The 13,983-nt window shown below is 71.0% G+C and carries 11 protein-coding genes and 1 pseudogene; 9 read left to right on the plus strand and 3 right to left on the minus strand.

Translation table 11 applies throughout. The features are described 5' to 3' along the window. Positions 1-125: 125 nt before the first annotated feature. The 3 genes from ngcE (ABZS77_RS26030) (at position 126) to ABZS77_RS26040 (ending at position 3,408) form a co-directional block, all read left to right on the plus strand. The gene (gene ngcE, locus ABZS77_RS26030; RefSeq protein WP_354827883.1) at positions 126-1,538 is read left to right on the plus strand and encodes an N-acetylglucosamine/diacetylchitobiose ABC transporter substrate-binding protein; all 1,413 of its coding nucleotides are present in this window, start codon (positions 126-128) and stop codon (positions 1,536-1,538) included. Between the two features lie 65 nt (positions 1,539-1,603). Then, positions 1,604-2,512, plus strand: a complete 909-nt coding sequence (locus tag ABZS77_RS26035; RefSeq protein WP_354827886.1) for a sugar ABC transporter permease — start codon at positions 1,604-1,606, stop codon at positions 2,510-2,512. After that, entirely contained in the window at positions 2,509-3,408 is a 900-nt protein-coding gene (locus ABZS77_RS26040) for a carbohydrate ABC transporter permease (protein ID WP_354827889.1), read from the plus strand. The genes ABZS77_RS26035 and ABZS77_RS26040 overlap by 4 nt, the downstream gene beginning before the upstream one ends. A gap of 412 nt (positions 3,409-3,820) precedes the next feature. On the opposite strand, the gene ABZS77_RS26045 is transcribed toward ABZS77_RS26040, so the two are convergent. After that, entirely contained in the window at positions 3,821-4,810 is a 990-nt protein-coding gene (locus ABZS77_RS26045) for a BadF/BadG/BcrA/BcrD ATPase family protein (RefSeq protein WP_354827892.1), read from the minus strand. Positions 4,811-5,012: 202 nt separating this feature from the next. Between ABZS77_RS26045 and ABZS77_RS26050 the strand changes: the two genes are divergently transcribed. The 5 genes from ABZS77_RS26050 to ABZS77_RS26070 are packed head-to-tail and all read left to right on the plus strand — an operon-like array spanning position 5,013 to position 10,041. Beyond that, positions 5,013-5,975: a MurR/RpiR family transcriptional regulator gene (locus ABZS77_RS26050; protein ID WP_354827896.1), complete on the plus strand. Its 963-nt coding sequence runs from the start codon at positions 5,013-5,015 to the stop codon at positions 5,973-5,975. Continuing rightward, on the plus strand, positions 5,972-6,721 hold the full coding sequence (locus ABZS77_RS26055; protein ID WP_354827899.1) for an SIS domain-containing protein: 750 nt from the start codon (positions 5,972-5,974) through the stop codon (positions 6,719-6,721). Before ABZS77_RS26050 ends, ABZS77_RS26055 begins: the two co-directional genes overlap by 4 nt. Positions 6,722-6,748: 27 nt before the next feature. Continuing rightward, entirely contained in the window at positions 6,749-8,185 is a 1,437-nt protein-coding gene (gene ngcE / locus ABZS77_RS26060) for an N-acetylglucosamine/diacetylchitobiose ABC transporter substrate-binding protein (RefSeq protein ID WP_354827902.1), read from the plus strand. An 18-nt stretch (positions 8,186-8,203) separates the two neighbouring features. Further along, positions 8,204-9,112 carry a sugar ABC transporter permease gene (locus tag ABZS77_RS26065; protein ID WP_354827905.1) on the plus strand — a complete coding sequence of 303 codons (909 nt, stop codon included), beginning with the start codon at positions 8,204-8,206 and terminating at the stop codon, positions 9,110-9,112. Next, on the plus strand, positions 9,112-10,041 hold the full coding sequence (locus ABZS77_RS26070; protein WP_354827908.1) for a carbohydrate ABC transporter permease: 930 nt from the start codon (positions 9,112-9,114) through the stop codon (positions 10,039-10,041). The genes ABZS77_RS26065 and ABZS77_RS26070 overlap by 1 nt, the downstream gene beginning before the upstream one ends. Before the next feature lie 6 nt (positions 10,042-10,047). Here ABZS77_RS26070 and ABZS77_RS26075 read toward each other — a convergent pair whose 3' ends face one another. Both ABZS77_RS26075 and ABZS77_RS26080 read right to left on the minus strand, forming a co-directional pair. Beyond that, positions 10,048-11,745, minus strand: coding sequence for an ABC transporter ATP-binding protein (locus ABZS77_RS26075; protein ID WP_354827913.1), 1,698 nt, complete (start codon positions 11,743-11,745; stop codon positions 10,048-10,050). Positions 11,746-11,795: 50 nt separating this feature from the next. Beyond that, positions 11,796-13,529 carry an ABC transporter ATP-binding protein gene (locus ABZS77_RS26080; protein ID WP_354827916.1) on the minus strand — a complete coding sequence of 578 codons (1,734 nt, stop codon included), beginning with the start codon at positions 13,527-13,529 and terminating at the stop codon, positions 11,796-11,798. Between the two features lie 99 nt (positions 13,530-13,628). On the opposite strand from ABZS77_RS26080, the pseudogene ABZS77_RS26085 reads away from it, so the two are divergent. Continuing rightward, a pseudogene (locus ABZS77_RS26085) lies at positions 13,629-13,983 on the plus strand (bifunctional 3'-5' exonuclease/DNA polymerase); the annotation flags it as partial.

Here is a 13,983-nt window from a genome sequence, read left to right on the forward strand (position 1 = left end):
CCGGGCGCGGCTGTCGTAGAAATTCTTCAGCAACAGAGCTTGAACTGAAGAGAATCAACGTGCCTCGCGCGGCGGACGCCTTCCCCCACATCGGCGCTCCGCCCGACCCGACCCGAGGAGAACCGATGAACAGGCGTGACATCCTGCGGCGCAGCGCCGCCGCCGGCCTGCTGGCCACCCCCGCCGCCGGACTGCTGACCGGTTGCGCGACCGGCGGCGGCGACAAGGGCGACACCGAAACCTACAAGGGCACCAAGAGCGCCGAGAACCCGCTCGGCGTGAAGGAGGACGCCCCGCTCGAGGTGGTGATCTTCGGCGGCGGCTTCGGTGAGGAGTACGCCAAGGCCCACGAGGCCATGTACACCGAGAAGTACCCCAAGGCGAAGATCAAGCACTCCGCCACCCAGGAGATCAGCAAGACCCTCCAGCCACGTTTCGTCGACGGCACCCCGCCGGACGTGGTCAACAACTCCGGCGCCGGCCAGATCGACTTCAACGGCCTGGTCAGCCAGAACGCCATCGCCGACCTCGGCGAACTGCTCGACGCGCCGAGCCTCGACGTCCCCGGCAAGACGGTCCGGGAGACCCTGCTGCCCGGCGCGGTCGAGATCGGCTCGTACGACGGCAAGTTCCTGGTGATGAACTACACCTACACCGCGTACGGCATCTGGTACTCCAACAAGCTGCTCACCGACCGCGGGTGGACGTACGCCAAGAACTGGGACCAGCACATCGCGCTCTGCAAGCAGATCAAGGCCGCTGGCATCGCCCCCTGGACGTACGCCGGCCTGCACCCCCGCTACATGAGCTGGCCGCTCATCTCCACCGCGATCAAGCTCGGCGGCCCGTCGGTGGCCACCGCCATCGACAACCTTGAGCCGAACGCCTGGAAGTCCGACTCGATGCGTACCGCCGCCGACGCGTGGTACCAGATCGTCAAGGACAAGTACATCCTCGACGGCTCCTCCGGCCTCGACCACAAGCAGTCCCAGACCGCCTGGTGCCAGGGCAAGGCCGCCTTCATCTCCTGCGGCTCCTGGCTGGAGAGTGAGCAGAAGGACGTCACCCCGGCCGGCTTCAACATGACCATCGCCCCCACCCCCAGCCTGGGTAGCGGCGACAAACTGCCGTACGAGGCGATCCGGGGCACCGCGGGCGAGCCGTTCATGGTGCCCGCCAAGGCCCGCAACCTCGCCGGCGGCCTGGAGTACTTCCGCACCATGCTGTCCCGCAAGGGCGCACAGGACTTCACCAAGAAGGTCGCCAGTCTCACCGTCGTCGCCGGCGCCAGCGAGGGCGTCGACCTGCCGTACGGGCTGAACACCGTGGTCAAGGCCCTCGACGCGTCCGGCGCCAACGGCTTCAACTGGGTCTACAACAACTACTACCGCAAGCTGGAGCGCAACCTCGTCGACGCGGCCTGCGGCGAGTTCTTCAGCGGCCGGATCGGCCCCGCGGAATTCCTCGACCAGTGCCAGAAGGGCGCCGACTCGATCGCCCAGGACAGCTCGATCAAGAAGTACAAGCGAGCGGCCTGACCGCCCGGGCCGGTGGGGGAGACGACCACCCCCACCGGCCGTACCCCCTCGGAGAGGTCCTTCTCGTGAGACATGGCAAGTGGCCGCTGATCGTCACGTTCCTGGTGCCGCCGGTCCTGCTGTACGTGTTCTTCGTCGTCTCGCCGTACCTCCAGGCGTTCCAGATCTCCACCACCGACTGGCTCGGCTACTCCGCCGACGCCAACCAGGTGGGCCTGGCGAACTTCAAGGCCCTGTGGCGCGACGACTACGTCTGGAACGCGCTGAAGAACAACGGGATCCTGCTGGCCCTGGTGCCCGTGCTGACCATCGTGCTCGGGCTGTTCTTCGCCACCATGCTCGCCATGGGCGGACGCAAGGGCCGCGCCGGGGTCACCGGGGTACGCGGCGGCGCGCTCTACCGCACCGTGTACTTCTTCCCGCAGGTCCTCTCCGTGGTGATCATCGCGCTGCTGTGGAAGGAGGTCTACCACCCCAACAAGGGCCTGCTCACCAGCGCACTGCACGGCCTCGGCCTACCCTCGCCGACCTGGCTCGGCGACCCGGCGACCGCCTTCTGGTGCGTCCTCGCGGTGATGGTGTGGAGCAACGTCGGTTTCTACGTGGTGCTGTTCGGCGCGGCCATGTCGGCGGTGCCGAAGGAGATCTACGAGGCGGTGCTGCTCGACGGCGCGTCCCGGTTCACCACCCTGCGCCGGGTCACCCTGCCGCTGCTCTGGGACACCGTGCAGGTCGCCTGGGTCTACCTGGCCATCTTCGCCCTCGACGGGTTCATCCTCGTGCAGCTCATGACGAACGGAGGGCCGAACTTCTCCACCGACGTGATCGGCGTACGGATGTACGACACCGCCTTCGGCAGCGAGACCAAGTTCGGCTACGCCTCCGCGATCGGCGTGGTGATGTTCTTCCTGACCCTCTCGGTGGCCGTGCTGTCGCTGCGGATCGGCCGGCGCGAACGGATCGAGTACTCGTGACCACTCTGGATCAGCCCACCGTCGCCGCGCCGACCCCGGCCGCCGGCCGGGACCGTCCCGTGCGCCGGGAACTCGGCGTCGCCAACACCCTCTCGCACGGCTTCCTGCTGATCTGGGGCCTGCTCACCGTCCTGCCGCTGCTGTGGATGTTCCTCAGCTCGTTCAAGACAAACGGCGAGATCCTGGCCGACCCGTGGGGACTGCCGAGTGCGCTGCACTGGGACAACTGGGCGCGGGCCTGGACCGGCGCGCACATCGGCCGGTACTTCCTCAACAGCCTGGTGGTGGTCACCGGCTCGGTCAGCCTCACCATGCTGATGGGCGCCACCGCCGCGTACGTCTTCGCCCGGTACGAGTTCCGGGGCCGGCAGATCGTCTACTACCTGTTCGTCGGCGGGCTGATGTTCCCGGTGTTCCTCGCCCTCGTGCCGCTCTTCTTCGTGGTCCGCAACGCCGGCCTGTTCAACACCTGGGTCGGGCTCATCCTCGTGTACGCGGCCTACTCCCTGCCGTTCACGGTGTTCTTCCTGACCGCGTTCTTCCGGACCCTGCCGACCTCGGTGGCGGAGGCCGCGATGGTCGACGGCTGCGGTCACTTCCGGCTCTTCTTCCGGGTCATGCTGCCCATGGCGCGACCGGGAATGATCAGCGTGGCGATCTTCAACTTCCTCAGTCACTGGAACCAGTTCCTGCTGCCGCAGGTCCTCATGCAGGGCGACGAGTCCAAGTGGATGCTCGCCCAGGGACTGTTCGCGCTGTCGGTCAGCCAGGGCTACGCCGGCGACTACGCGCGACTCTTCGCCGGCCTGAGCATCGCGGTGCTGCCGGTGCTCGCGATCTACGTGGCCTTCCAGCGGCAGGTCCAGACCGGCCTGACCGCCGGGCAACTCAAGTAACAGCGACCGATCCCGATCGCCCAAGCGGGGGCCTTCAATCCCCGCCTGCCCGGCACTCGCCGGCCCAGGATCCGCGCACCTTCCGGAAAACCTGCTGCCTCAGCAGGTTTCCGGGACGGTGGGCGGATCCTGTCGTGTGGCGGCGGGCGTGGTGTCCCCGGGGTTGACGTGACGCGGTCGTACCCGCCTTGATCGTGCTCGATCCTGGATGTTGTGGCCTCCCGGCGCGAGGTAGGGACTACATCAGGGATCGAGCGCGATGATGCCGACTGGGCCGGCCCGCTGCGGTCCGCGCCGCCCCCCGCACGGCCCCGGCGCGACCCCCGCGGTCCTGCGCGACTCCGCGGTCCGTTCGGCCCCGCGCGGTCCGGCGCGACCTCGCGCGGTCCGGCGCGGTCCGGCGGGGTGGCGGTCAGGGGGTGGTGGGGAAGAGGCGGGCGTGCAGGGCGGTCGGGTCGGTCACCTCTGGCAGGTCGCGGGCGGCGAGCCAGGCTGCGGCGGCGGCCCCGTCGCCGGCGGTGCGGAGCGGGGCGTGCGGCCAGCGCTGGCCGATCTCGGTGCGGACGGCGGTGGCGAGTGGGGTGTCCGCGGTGAGCAGTCCGCCGCCGAGCACGACGGGCGTGTCCGCTCCGGCGGCACGGATGCGGCCCACGCTCCGGGCGAGGTGCGCGGCGGCTTCGGCGATGAGCGCGGTGGCGACCGGTTCGCCGTTGGTGGCGGCGGTGACGACGATCGGCGCGAGTCGGGCCAGTTCGACGGGGGGTCGTCGGGTGACCGCCTGGATGGTGGCGTCGACGGTGTCGCGGGGGCGGGGGGCGATGTCGGCGCTGCCCAGCAGCTCGGTGAGGACCGCCGTGGCCAGCGTGCCGGGGGTGTGGCCGGCGTCGAGGTCGGCGAGGAGCCGGCGGACCGCCTCCCGGCCGAGCCAGTAGCCGGATCCGGCGTCGCCGAGCAGCCAGCCGTGACCGTCGGCGACGCGGTCGAGTCGCAGGTCGGTGACCTGTGCGGTGATCGCGCCGGTGCCGGCGATGAGGATCGTCCCGTCGGGCTCGGCGGTGCCGGACGCGTACGCGACGAGGGCGTCGCCGTGCACGGCGTACGGGCAGCGTAGGCCGGCGTCGTGCCAGGCCCGGTCGAAGGCGGCGCGTCCGGCCGGGTCGGCGAGCAGGCGGCCGGCTCCGGCCAGCCCGATGGTGCCGGCGGCCACCCGGGTCGGGTCGATTCCGTGCAGCGCGGCGCGCAGTGCGGTGAGCAGTTCGGCGGCGGCCCGTTCGGCGCCGTGGCTGGTGGGGTTGCCACCGCCGGCGCGGCCGGTGCCGAGGCGTTCGCCGGTGGGGGTCAGGGCGGTCGCCCGGGTGGACGTACCGCCGACGTCGAGGCCGACCACGACGGTGTCGGACATCGGCACGGGCCTCCTTGCGCAGCGCGGCGACGGGTCTGTTCATGCTGGTCCGCACCGCCGCGCGGGGCAAGGTCCGGGGGTGCGACGGCTTGTGCGCCAGGTAACAGTTTGAAAACTTCGCCCACGGTCTTGACACGGAGGGGCGTTTAGTAAGAAATTTTACCACTGACAGTTAACAGTCCTTCGAAAATGCGAGGCGTCGATGGTTGATCATGAGGTGGACACCGCCGCGGGGACCGCGGTGGTCGACGCCGACGCGATCGACCGGCGCGGCAGCCTCGGATCAGCCTCCGACGGGGTCCTGGCCCGGGTCCGCAACGGACTCGACGAGCTGACCGGCGCCCTGCGCCGGGTCGCCGACCACGTGCTCAGCGACCCGGAGGCCGCCGCCCGATCCACCATCGTGGAGCTGGCCGAGCGCAGTGGCACCTCACCGGCGACCATCACCCGCTTCTGCCGGGCGATGGGCTTCGAGGGGTACGCCGACCTGCGCCTCGGCATCGCCTCCGAAACGGGTAGGGCGCGCTCCGCCGGCTGGACCGTCGACATCGGACGCGAGATCCAGCCCAGCGACCCGCTGGCCCGCGTGCTCGACCAGATCATGGCCGCCGACACCCGCGCCATGCACGACACCGCCACACTGCTGGACCTCGCCGAGGTGGAACGGGCCGCCGTGGCGATCGCCGGCGCGAGTCGGGTGAACATCTTCGGCGCCAGCGGCAGCGCGCTGGTCGGCGAGGAGATGCAGTTCAGCCTGCACCGCATCGGTGTCGCCGCGTGGGCCTGGAACGACGTGCACGAGGGGCTGGCGAGCGCCGCGCTGCTGCGCCCCGGAGACGTGGCGCTGGGCATCTCGCACACCGGGCAGACCCGCGAGACGATCGAGATGCTCGCCGAGGCCGGCAGCCGAGGCGCCACCACGATCGCGCTCACCGGCTTCCCCCGCTCGCCGCTGGCCGAGCTGGCCGACATCGTGCTGCTCACCGCCAGCCAGGCGACGACCTTCCGGCCGGACGCGCTCTCCGCCCGGCACCCCCAGCTCGTGGTGCTCGACCTGCTCTACATCGCCGTCGCGCAGCGCACCCACGACCGCGCCCACGCGGCCTTCCAGCGCACCGCGCAGGCCGTCGACGGGCACAAGGCCGCGAAGGGAGCCACGGCATGATCAGCGCACAGGGGTACGCGGACGCGGTCCGTCCGGTCCTGGACCGGCTGCTCGACACCGAGGCCGACGGGATCACCCGGGCCGCCGACCTGATCGCCGGCAGCCTGCGCGACGGGGGCGTGCTCCAGGCGTTCGGCGCCGGGCACTCCGAGGCGTTCGCCGCCGAACTGGTCGCCCGCGCCGGTGGGCTGGTCCCCACCAACCGGCTGTCGGTCCGAGACCTGGTGGTGCACGGTGACGCCCCGCGCCACGTGCTCGCCGACCCCAAACTGGAACGTGACCCCTCCATCGCCCACCAGATCTACGCGCTCGCGGCACCCCAGCCGCGCGACGTGTTCGTGGTGGCTTCCCAGTCCGGCATCAACGGCTCGGTGGTCGAGCTGGCGGCGCTGGTCACCGAGCGCGGTCACCCGTTGATCGCGGTCACCTCCGTCGAGCACACCGCACGGGTCGCCCCGCGGCACCCGTCCGGTAGACGGCTCGCCGACCTCGCCGACGTCGTGCTGGACAACGGCGCGCCGTACGGCGATGCACTGCTGCCGCTCGAGGGCGGCGGCGCGGTCTGTGCGGTCTCCTCGGTCACCACGGCGCTGCTGGCGCAGCTGCTGACCGCGGAGGTCGTACGACGGTTCCACCAGGCCGGAGAGGTGCCCCCTATCTACCTCTCCGCCAACGTCCCCGGTGGGGACGAGCACAACCTCGCCCTCGAGTCGCGGTATGCCGGGCGTCTCCGGCGTACCGCCTGACCCGAAATTCCACAAGGAGAGACGACGATGTCGATTACCCCCGAACACCCGGCCGCACTCGACCGTCGCACGGTGCTGCGTCGTGCCGCCGCCGTGGGTGTGCTCGCCACTCCGGCCATCGGCCTGCTGGGCGCCTGCGCCACCAGTGGCAGCGACAAGGAGAACGAGCAGGTCGCCGGCGGCACCAAGAGCGAGAAGAACCCGCTGGGCGTCAAGGAGGACGCGCCGATCGAGGTGGTCATCTTCAACGGCGGCTACGGCGAGAAGTACGCCACCGACGTGCACGAGCCGCTGTACAAGAAGGCGTTCCCCAAGGCGGAGGTGAAGCACCAGGCCACGCAGGCCGTCTCCACTGTGCTCCAGCCGCGGTTCGCCTCCGGCAACCCGCCGGAGTTCGTGAACAACTCGGGCGAGAAGCTGATGGACTTCGGCGCGCTCGTCGCCGACGGTCAGCTCCAGGACCTCACCGAGCTGTGGGACGCCCCGTCGGTGGACGACCCGTCCAAGAAGGTGCGCGACACGGTCGTGCCCGGCACCATCGAGGCGGGCTCGTTCAACGGCAAGCCGTTCGTCCTGTACTACGTCTCCACCGTCTTCGGCATCTGGTACTCGGGCAAGCTGTTCAAGGACAACGGCTGGGCGCCGGCGAAGACGTGGGACGACTTCATCGCCCTGCTCACCTCGATCAAGGCCAAGGGAATCACCCCGTACGGCTACGCCGGGGCGAACGCGGCCTACTACCAGTGGAACGTGATCCTCACCCAGGCCGCCAAGATCGGTGGCACGGACGTGCTCAAGAACATCGACAACCTGGAGGACGGCGCCTGGAAGCAGGACGCCATCAAGCAGGCGGCCGCGGCGTGGGCCGAGGTCGGCGCGAAGTTCAGCGACAAGAGCTTCGAGGGGCTCAAGCACACCGACGTCCAGCTGCGGCAGAACCAGTACAAGGTGGCGTTCTACCCCAGCGGTGACTGGCTGGAGGGCGAGCAGAAGAAGGACACCCCGCCCGGCTTCGACTACCAGCTCATGCCGGTGCCGAGCCTGACCGCGTCGGACAAGCTGCCGGCCACGGCGCTGCGCGCCACCGCGGGTGAGGGCTACTTCGTCTCGGCGAAGAGCAAGAACCCCAAGGGCGGTCTGGAGTACATGCGCCAGATGCTGTCCAAGGAGGGCGCGAAGGGCTTCACCGAGGTGGTCAAGGCCCCGACCGTGGTCACCGCCGGTTCGGAGGGCTTCGCCTTCCCGCCCGGTGTGGCCAGCTCGCAGGCCGCCCTCAAGGCGGCCGGTCAGGACGTGTTCAACCTGTACTTCGACGGCTGGTACAAGGAGCTCGACACGGAGGCGCGGACCGCCACCAACGAGCTGATGTTCGGCCGGATCAACGCGGACGCCTTCGTGGAGCGGATCCAGAAGAAGGCCGACGCGATCAAGAAGGACAGCTCCGTCACCAAGTTCAAGCGCTGATCGATCGGAGCTAGGGTCATGCGGCACGGCAAGTATCCATTCGTGATCGGGTTCCTGTTCGCCCCGGTCGCGCTGTACGTGACATTCGTGATCTGGCCATACGCGCAGGCGTTCCAGATCTCGATGACCAACTGGCGAGGGCTGTCCGCCCCGCAGTGGGTGGGGTTCGACAACTACCGGAGGCTGCTCGACGACGGGGCCTTCTGGAAGGCGGTCCAGCACCACGGCGTACTGCTGCTTGCCCTGCCGCTGATCACCGTCGCCATCGCCCTGTTCTTCGCCTTCCTGCTGAACGTGGGCGGCAAGAGCAGCGGCGGGCAACGCCAGGGGGTCTGGGGGGCGAAGTTCTACCGGGTGGTGTTCTTCTTCCCCCAGGTCCTCGCGGTGGCCATCATCGCGGTGCTGTTCCAGATGGTGTACCGACCGAACGAGTCCGGCCTGATCAACGGCGTGCTGATGGAGTTCGGCCTGGATCCGGTCCTCTTCCTGGTCAAGCCGAACCTGGCCCTGTGGTCGATCATCGCGGTGTTGGTGTGGCAGGCGGTCGGCTTCTACGTGGTGCTCTTCTCGGCGGGGATGGCCTCCATTCCCGGTGAGATCTACGAGGCGGCCGAGATGGACGGGGCGACCAAGGTGACCCTGTTCTTCCGGGTGACCCTGCCGCTGCTGTGGGACACCCTCCAGGTGGCCTGGGTGTATCTCGGCATCGCGGCGTTCGACGCGTTCGCCATCGTCGCGGTGCTCTCGGTGGACGGTGGCGGCCCGGACGGCGCCACCACGGTCCTGGCCATGGAGATCTACCGCAACGCGTTCGTCTACTCGAAGTACGGCTACGCCTCGGCGATGGGCGTGGCGCTGTTCTTCCTCACCCTCACGTTCGCGGCGCTGACGCTGCGGCTCACCAAGCGGGAAAGCGTGGAGTACTGATGAATCCGCAGTCGACGCTGCCGCCGACCCCGGCGGCGCTACCGCCGAAGACCGGTGATCCGTCCGCCCCCGCCGGGCCGGGGCGTAAGGGCCCCCGCTCGGAGGTACGGCTCTTCGCCGGCCTGGGGCACATCGCGCTCGCCGTCTGGGCGGTGATCGTGATCGTGCCGATCCTCTGGACCTTCCTCGCCGCGTTCAAGAACACGAGTGAGATCTTCAGCAGCCCGTGGACGCTGCCGGCGGAGCTGCGCTGGGAGAACTTCGGCCGGGCCTGGACGAAGGCGAACGTCGGCCGGTACTTCCTGAACAGCGTCATCGTGGTCTCGTGCAGCACGTTCCTCACCATGCTGCTCGGCTCGATGGCCGCGTACGTGCTGGCCCGCTACAAGTTCTGGGGCAACCGGGCGGTCTACTACCTGTTCGTCTCCGGGTTGGCGTTCCCGGTCTTCCTGGCCCTGGTGCCGCTCTTCTTCGTGGTGAAGAACCTGGGCCTGCTGGACACCCACACCGGCGTGGTGCTGGTCTACACCGCGTACTCGTTGCCGTTCACGGTGTTCTTCCTGGCCGCGTTCTTCAAGACGCTGCCGTCGTCGGTGGCCGAGGCGGGCATGATCGACGGCTGTGGGCACACCCGGCTGTTCTTCCAGGTGATGATGCCGATGGCCAAGCCGGGCCTGATCAGCGTGGCGATCTTCAACATCATCGGCCAGTGGGCGCAGTACCAGTTGCCGTTGGTGCTGCTCTCCAACGCCAAGGACAAGTGGGTGCTCACCCAGGGCATCGCCGACATCTCGGTCAACGCCGGCTACGAGGCCGACTGGTCCGGGCTGTTCGCCGCGCTGACCATCGCCATCCTGCCGATGATCATCGTGTACGCGGTGTTCCAACGTCAGATCCAGGCCGGCCTCACCTCCGGCGCGGTGAAGTAACCCCGGTCACCTCGGGCGCTCGTCGGCCTGCGTGTGCCAGGAGTGCCAGAGTGCCGCGTACGCCCCGTCGGCAGCCACGAGATCGTCGTGGCTGCCGATCTCGGTGATCCGGCCATCGGCCAGGACGGCGACCCGGTCGGCGTCGTGCGCGGTGTTGAGCCGGTGCGCGATCGCGATGACGGTCCGCCCGGCCAGCACGGCCGCCAGGGCCCGCTCGGTACGCCGGGCGGTGCTCGGGTCGAGCGCGGCTGTGGCCTCGTCCAGGATCAGGGTGTGCGGGTCGGCGAGCACCAGCCGGGCCAGGGCCACCTGCTGGGCCTCGGCCGCGCCGAGTTGCCGCGCGGCGTCGCCGAGGGCGGTGTCCAGGCCGTCGGGTAGCTCGGCGTACCAGTCGGCTCCCACGGTGTGCAGCGCGGCGCGCATCTGCTCGTCGGAGGCGTCCGGCGCGGCGAACGAGAGATTGTCCCGGACCGAGCCGATGAAGACGTGGTGTTCCTGGGTGACCAGGGCGATCCGCCGCCGACGTTCGGCGGGGTCGAGCTCGGTGATCGGGCAGCCGCCGATGCTGACGACACCCCGGCGTGGCGCGTCGATCCCGGCCAGCAGCCGGGCCAGGGTCGACTTGCCCGCGCCGGACGGGCCGACGACAGCGAGCCGTTCACCGGGCCGCACCTCCAGGTCGATGCCGTGCAGCACGTCGTGCCCGCCGGCGTAGGAGAACCGCGCCCCGCGGACGACGAGCCGCTCGCCGCGTGAGCTGGCCGTACGGCCGGACGGCTCGGTCGGGACGAGGCCGACGCCCAGCACCCGGGCGTACGACGCGAAGCCGCGCTGCGCCTGCTCGGTCCACTGCAACAGCCGGTCCAGCGGCTCGATTGCCTGTTGCAGGTAGAGCGCGGCGGCGACCACCGCGCCGAGGGACACCAGGTCCCGGCTGAGCAGGTAGCCGCCGACGAGCAGGACCATGGCGACCGGCAGCGGGTAGCTGGCCTCCACCACCGAGAAGAAGACGGTCCGCAGCGCGAGGGTGGCCCGTCGCGCTCGCCACACCCGGGCGACATGGCCGGTGCCGTGCCGGATCCGGTCGTCGGTCAGCCGCAGCGCCTCCACGGTGCGCGCGCCCTCGGCGGTGCTCGTCAACGTTTCGGTCAACTCGGCCGCCGCCGCGCCCTCGGCGAGGTACGCCGAGCTGGCCCGGCGCAGGTACCAGCGGGTCACCGCCACGATCGAGGGCAGCCCGGCCAGCGCCGCGAGCCCGAGCAGCGGATGCAGCAGGAACACCGCCCCGAACAGCAACGTCAACTGCACCGAGGCGATGACGATCGTGGGCACCACGTCGCGGACTGTCGTCCCGACCGTCGCCACGTCGACCGAGCTGCGGGTCGCCAGGTCCCCGGCGCCGGCCCGCTCGACCACCGAGACGGGCAGCCCGAGCGTGCGGGTGACGAACTGTTCACGCAGCTCGGCGACGGCCCGCTCACCGAAGCGGTGACCTGCGTACTGGGCGTAGCGGGAGAGCAGCGCGCTGACCAGGACGCTGCCGGCGATGGCCAGCGCCAGCCGGTCCACCGTGGCCACCGAAGCGCCCGCGGTGACCCGGTCGACGATGGTGCCCAGCAGCCACGGCGGGGCGAGCCCGGCGAGCGCGGCGGCGCTGTGCAGCGCCAGCACCACGCCGACCGCCCGACGATGCCGGCCGATCATGTCCCGCAGAGCCCGCCGTACGGTGCCGCGGTCGGCCACCGGCAGCCGGCTCACCGGTACGCCTCCTCGGCGTCGGCGGGTCGCCCGTCGGCGGGCTCGTCGCTGCCCCGGGCCACCAGGTGCCGGTACTCCGGATCACGGTCGAGCAGGTCGGCGTGGGTGCCCACGGCGCTGATCCGGCCCCCGCTCAGGTGCGCGACCTCGTCCGCCCGGCCGAGCAGCAGCGGCGACGTGGCGATCAGCACGGTGGTCCGCCCGGCCCGCGCGGCCCGCAGCCGCTCGGCGATCCGCGCCTCGGTGTGCGCGTCCACCGCGGAGGTCGGGTCGACGAGGATCAGCACCTCCGGCTCGGCCAGCAGCGCGCGGGCCAGGCGTACCCGTTGGCGCTGACCCCCGGAGAGCGTCCGGGCGCGGGCGTCCAGTGTGGTGTCCAGCCCGGCCGGCAGGGCGTCGACGACGTCCTGGGCCGAGGCGGTCCGCAGGGCCGCGCCGATCCGTTCGTCGTCGGCTCCGGGTCGCAGGACGTCCCGCAGCGTCCCGGCGAAGAGGTACGAGTCGTGGTCGGCGACCAGGATTCGGGCGCGGACCTCGTCCAGGGCGATCCCGCTCAACGGCACGCCGCCCCAGGTGGTGTGGCTGGCGACGTACCGGCCGAGCCGGTCGGCCAGTGCCACGGCCGCCGCCGGGTCGTCGGCGGCCACGCCCGTCAACCGGCCGGCGCGTACGGTCAGCCCGGTCACCGGGTCGTGCAGGTCGGCGGGGCCGGCCGGGGCGGCCACGCTCTCGGGTTGGCGCGCGTCCGGGACGGCGCCCGGCCAGCGACGACCCGGCCCGCCCACGTCGTCAGGTGCCACGTTGAGCAGGTCGGCGATCCGTCGGGCGGCGACCCGCCCCCGGATCAGCTGGTGACTGCCCTCCAGCAGGAACCAGATCGGCACGAGCAGGCTCGCCACGTAGCCGTAGACGGCGACCAGTTCGCCGACCGTGGCGGTGCCGCTGACCGCCATCCGGGCCGTCAACCACACCACCGTCGCCAGGAACAGCCCGGGGATGGCGACCGTCGCCGCGTCAATCCAGCTCACCACCGCGCCGACCCGGTACCCCTCGGCGCGCAGGCCCTGGGACCGGGCCGCGTACCGGTGGGCGAAGAGGTCCCGTCCGCCCACTCCGGCGAGGACCCGCAGGCCCGCCACGATGTCGCCGGAGCGGGCGGTGAGCGCGCCCTGTTGTTTCCGGTACACCGATTCGGCCCGTTCGAGGCGGCGCAGCAGCGGCCCGACGACCAGACCGACCGCCGGCATCCCGACCAGCACGCAGAGCGCGAGCACCGGGGAGATCGACCAGAGCACCACGGCGACGACCCCGTACGCGACGACCGCGCCGACCCCCGGCCCGGTCAGCGTCAGCACCTGCGCCGACCAGTCGATGTCGGAACCACCGATGGTGGCCACCTCGCCGGCGGCGGTCCGGCGTGGCAGCGCCGCACCGACCCGGGACAGGTGACGCAGCAGGACCTCCGCCGAGCGGGCCTTGGCGTCCTCCCGGATGAAGGTCATCGTGCGGTGCCGCATGGTGCCCAGGTACGACAGGGCGACTCCCGCGACGACGATCGCCGCGACCCAGAAGGCCAGCGCGCGTGGGTCGCGGGCGCCGAGCCCGTCGTCGACGGCGCGGGCGATCAGGTAGGGCCGGGCCGCCAGCCCGACCATCCAGGCCGTGCCGAGCAGGCTGCCGCGCAGCACGCGCCCGGGTTGGCAGCGGACCAGCCACCACAGATACCGCATCGGGCCGCGTGTGTCGGGAGTGCCGGGCTCGGAGTGCGGGATCTGCGGGGGCACCCGATCACGCTACCGATCGTCTGGCCGGCCCACCGACCCGTTTTCCTGTCGCAGGGGGAAGGCAGAATCACATTCGTGCTGGTGGCGGTGGTGGCGGGCGAGCGGGGTGGGGGAGAGCTGCGCCCACTCGACGCCGCGGGCCGCCCGCTCGGCCCGGTCGAGACCGTCAGCGACCTCGCGGCGGCGGTGGCCGCGCGGGAGGCCGCCGAGCACCCGCGATGGGTCTGGTCCACGGCCGGCGCGATCTATCAGGGGCTGCTACGGGCCGGCGTGCGGGTCGAGCGGTGCCACGACGTGGAGCTGACCGAGGCGCTGCTGCTCGGGCACGCCGGCCGCTGGGGTGAGCCCCGCTCGCTGGCCGCCGCCTGGGCCCGCCTGCGCGGCGGGCCGGTGCCGCCCG

The organism is Micromonospora sp. NPDC005298, assembly GCF_040607375.1.
In the GTDB taxonomy this organism is placed as follows: domain Bacteria; phylum Actinomycetota; class Actinomycetes; order Mycobacteriales; family Micromonosporaceae; genus Micromonospora.

Bases quoted from the DNA above. Each gene is read 5' to 3' on its own strand.
- ngcE (WP_354827883.1), top strand. From the start codon at position 126: ATGAACAGGCGTGACATCCTGCGGCGCAGCGCCGCCGCCGGCCTGCTG.
- ABZS77_RS26045 (WP_354827892.1), bottom strand. From the start codon at position 4,810: ATGTCCGACACCGTCGTGGTCGGCCTCGACGTCGGCGGTACGTCCACC.
- ABZS77_RS26050 (WP_354827896.1), top strand. From the start codon at position 5,013: ATGGTTGATCATGAGGTGGACACCGCCGCGGGGACCGCGGTGGTCGAC.
- ABZS77_RS26055 (WP_354827899.1), top strand. From the start codon at position 5,972: ATGATCAGCGCACAGGGGTACGCGGACGCGGTCCGTCCGGTCCTGGAC.
- ngcE (WP_354827902.1), top strand. From the start codon at position 6,749: ATGTCGATTACCCCCGAACACCCGGCCGCACTCGACCGTCGCACGGTG.
- ABZS77_RS26065 (WP_354827905.1), top strand. From the start codon at position 8,204: ATGCGGCACGGCAAGTATCCATTCGTGATCGGGTTCCTGTTCGCCCCG.
- ABZS77_RS26070 (WP_354827908.1), top strand. From the start codon at position 9,112: ATGAATCCGCAGTCGACGCTGCCGCCGACCCCGGCGGCGCTACCGCCG.
- ABZS77_RS26075 (WP_354827913.1), bottom strand. From the start codon at position 11,745: ATGATCGGCCGGCATCGTCGGGCGGTCGGCGTGGTGCTGGCGCTGCAC.
- ABZS77_RS26080 (WP_354827916.1), bottom strand. From the start codon at position 13,529: ATGCGGTATCTGTGGTGGCTGGTCCGCTGCCAACCCGGGCGCGTGCTG.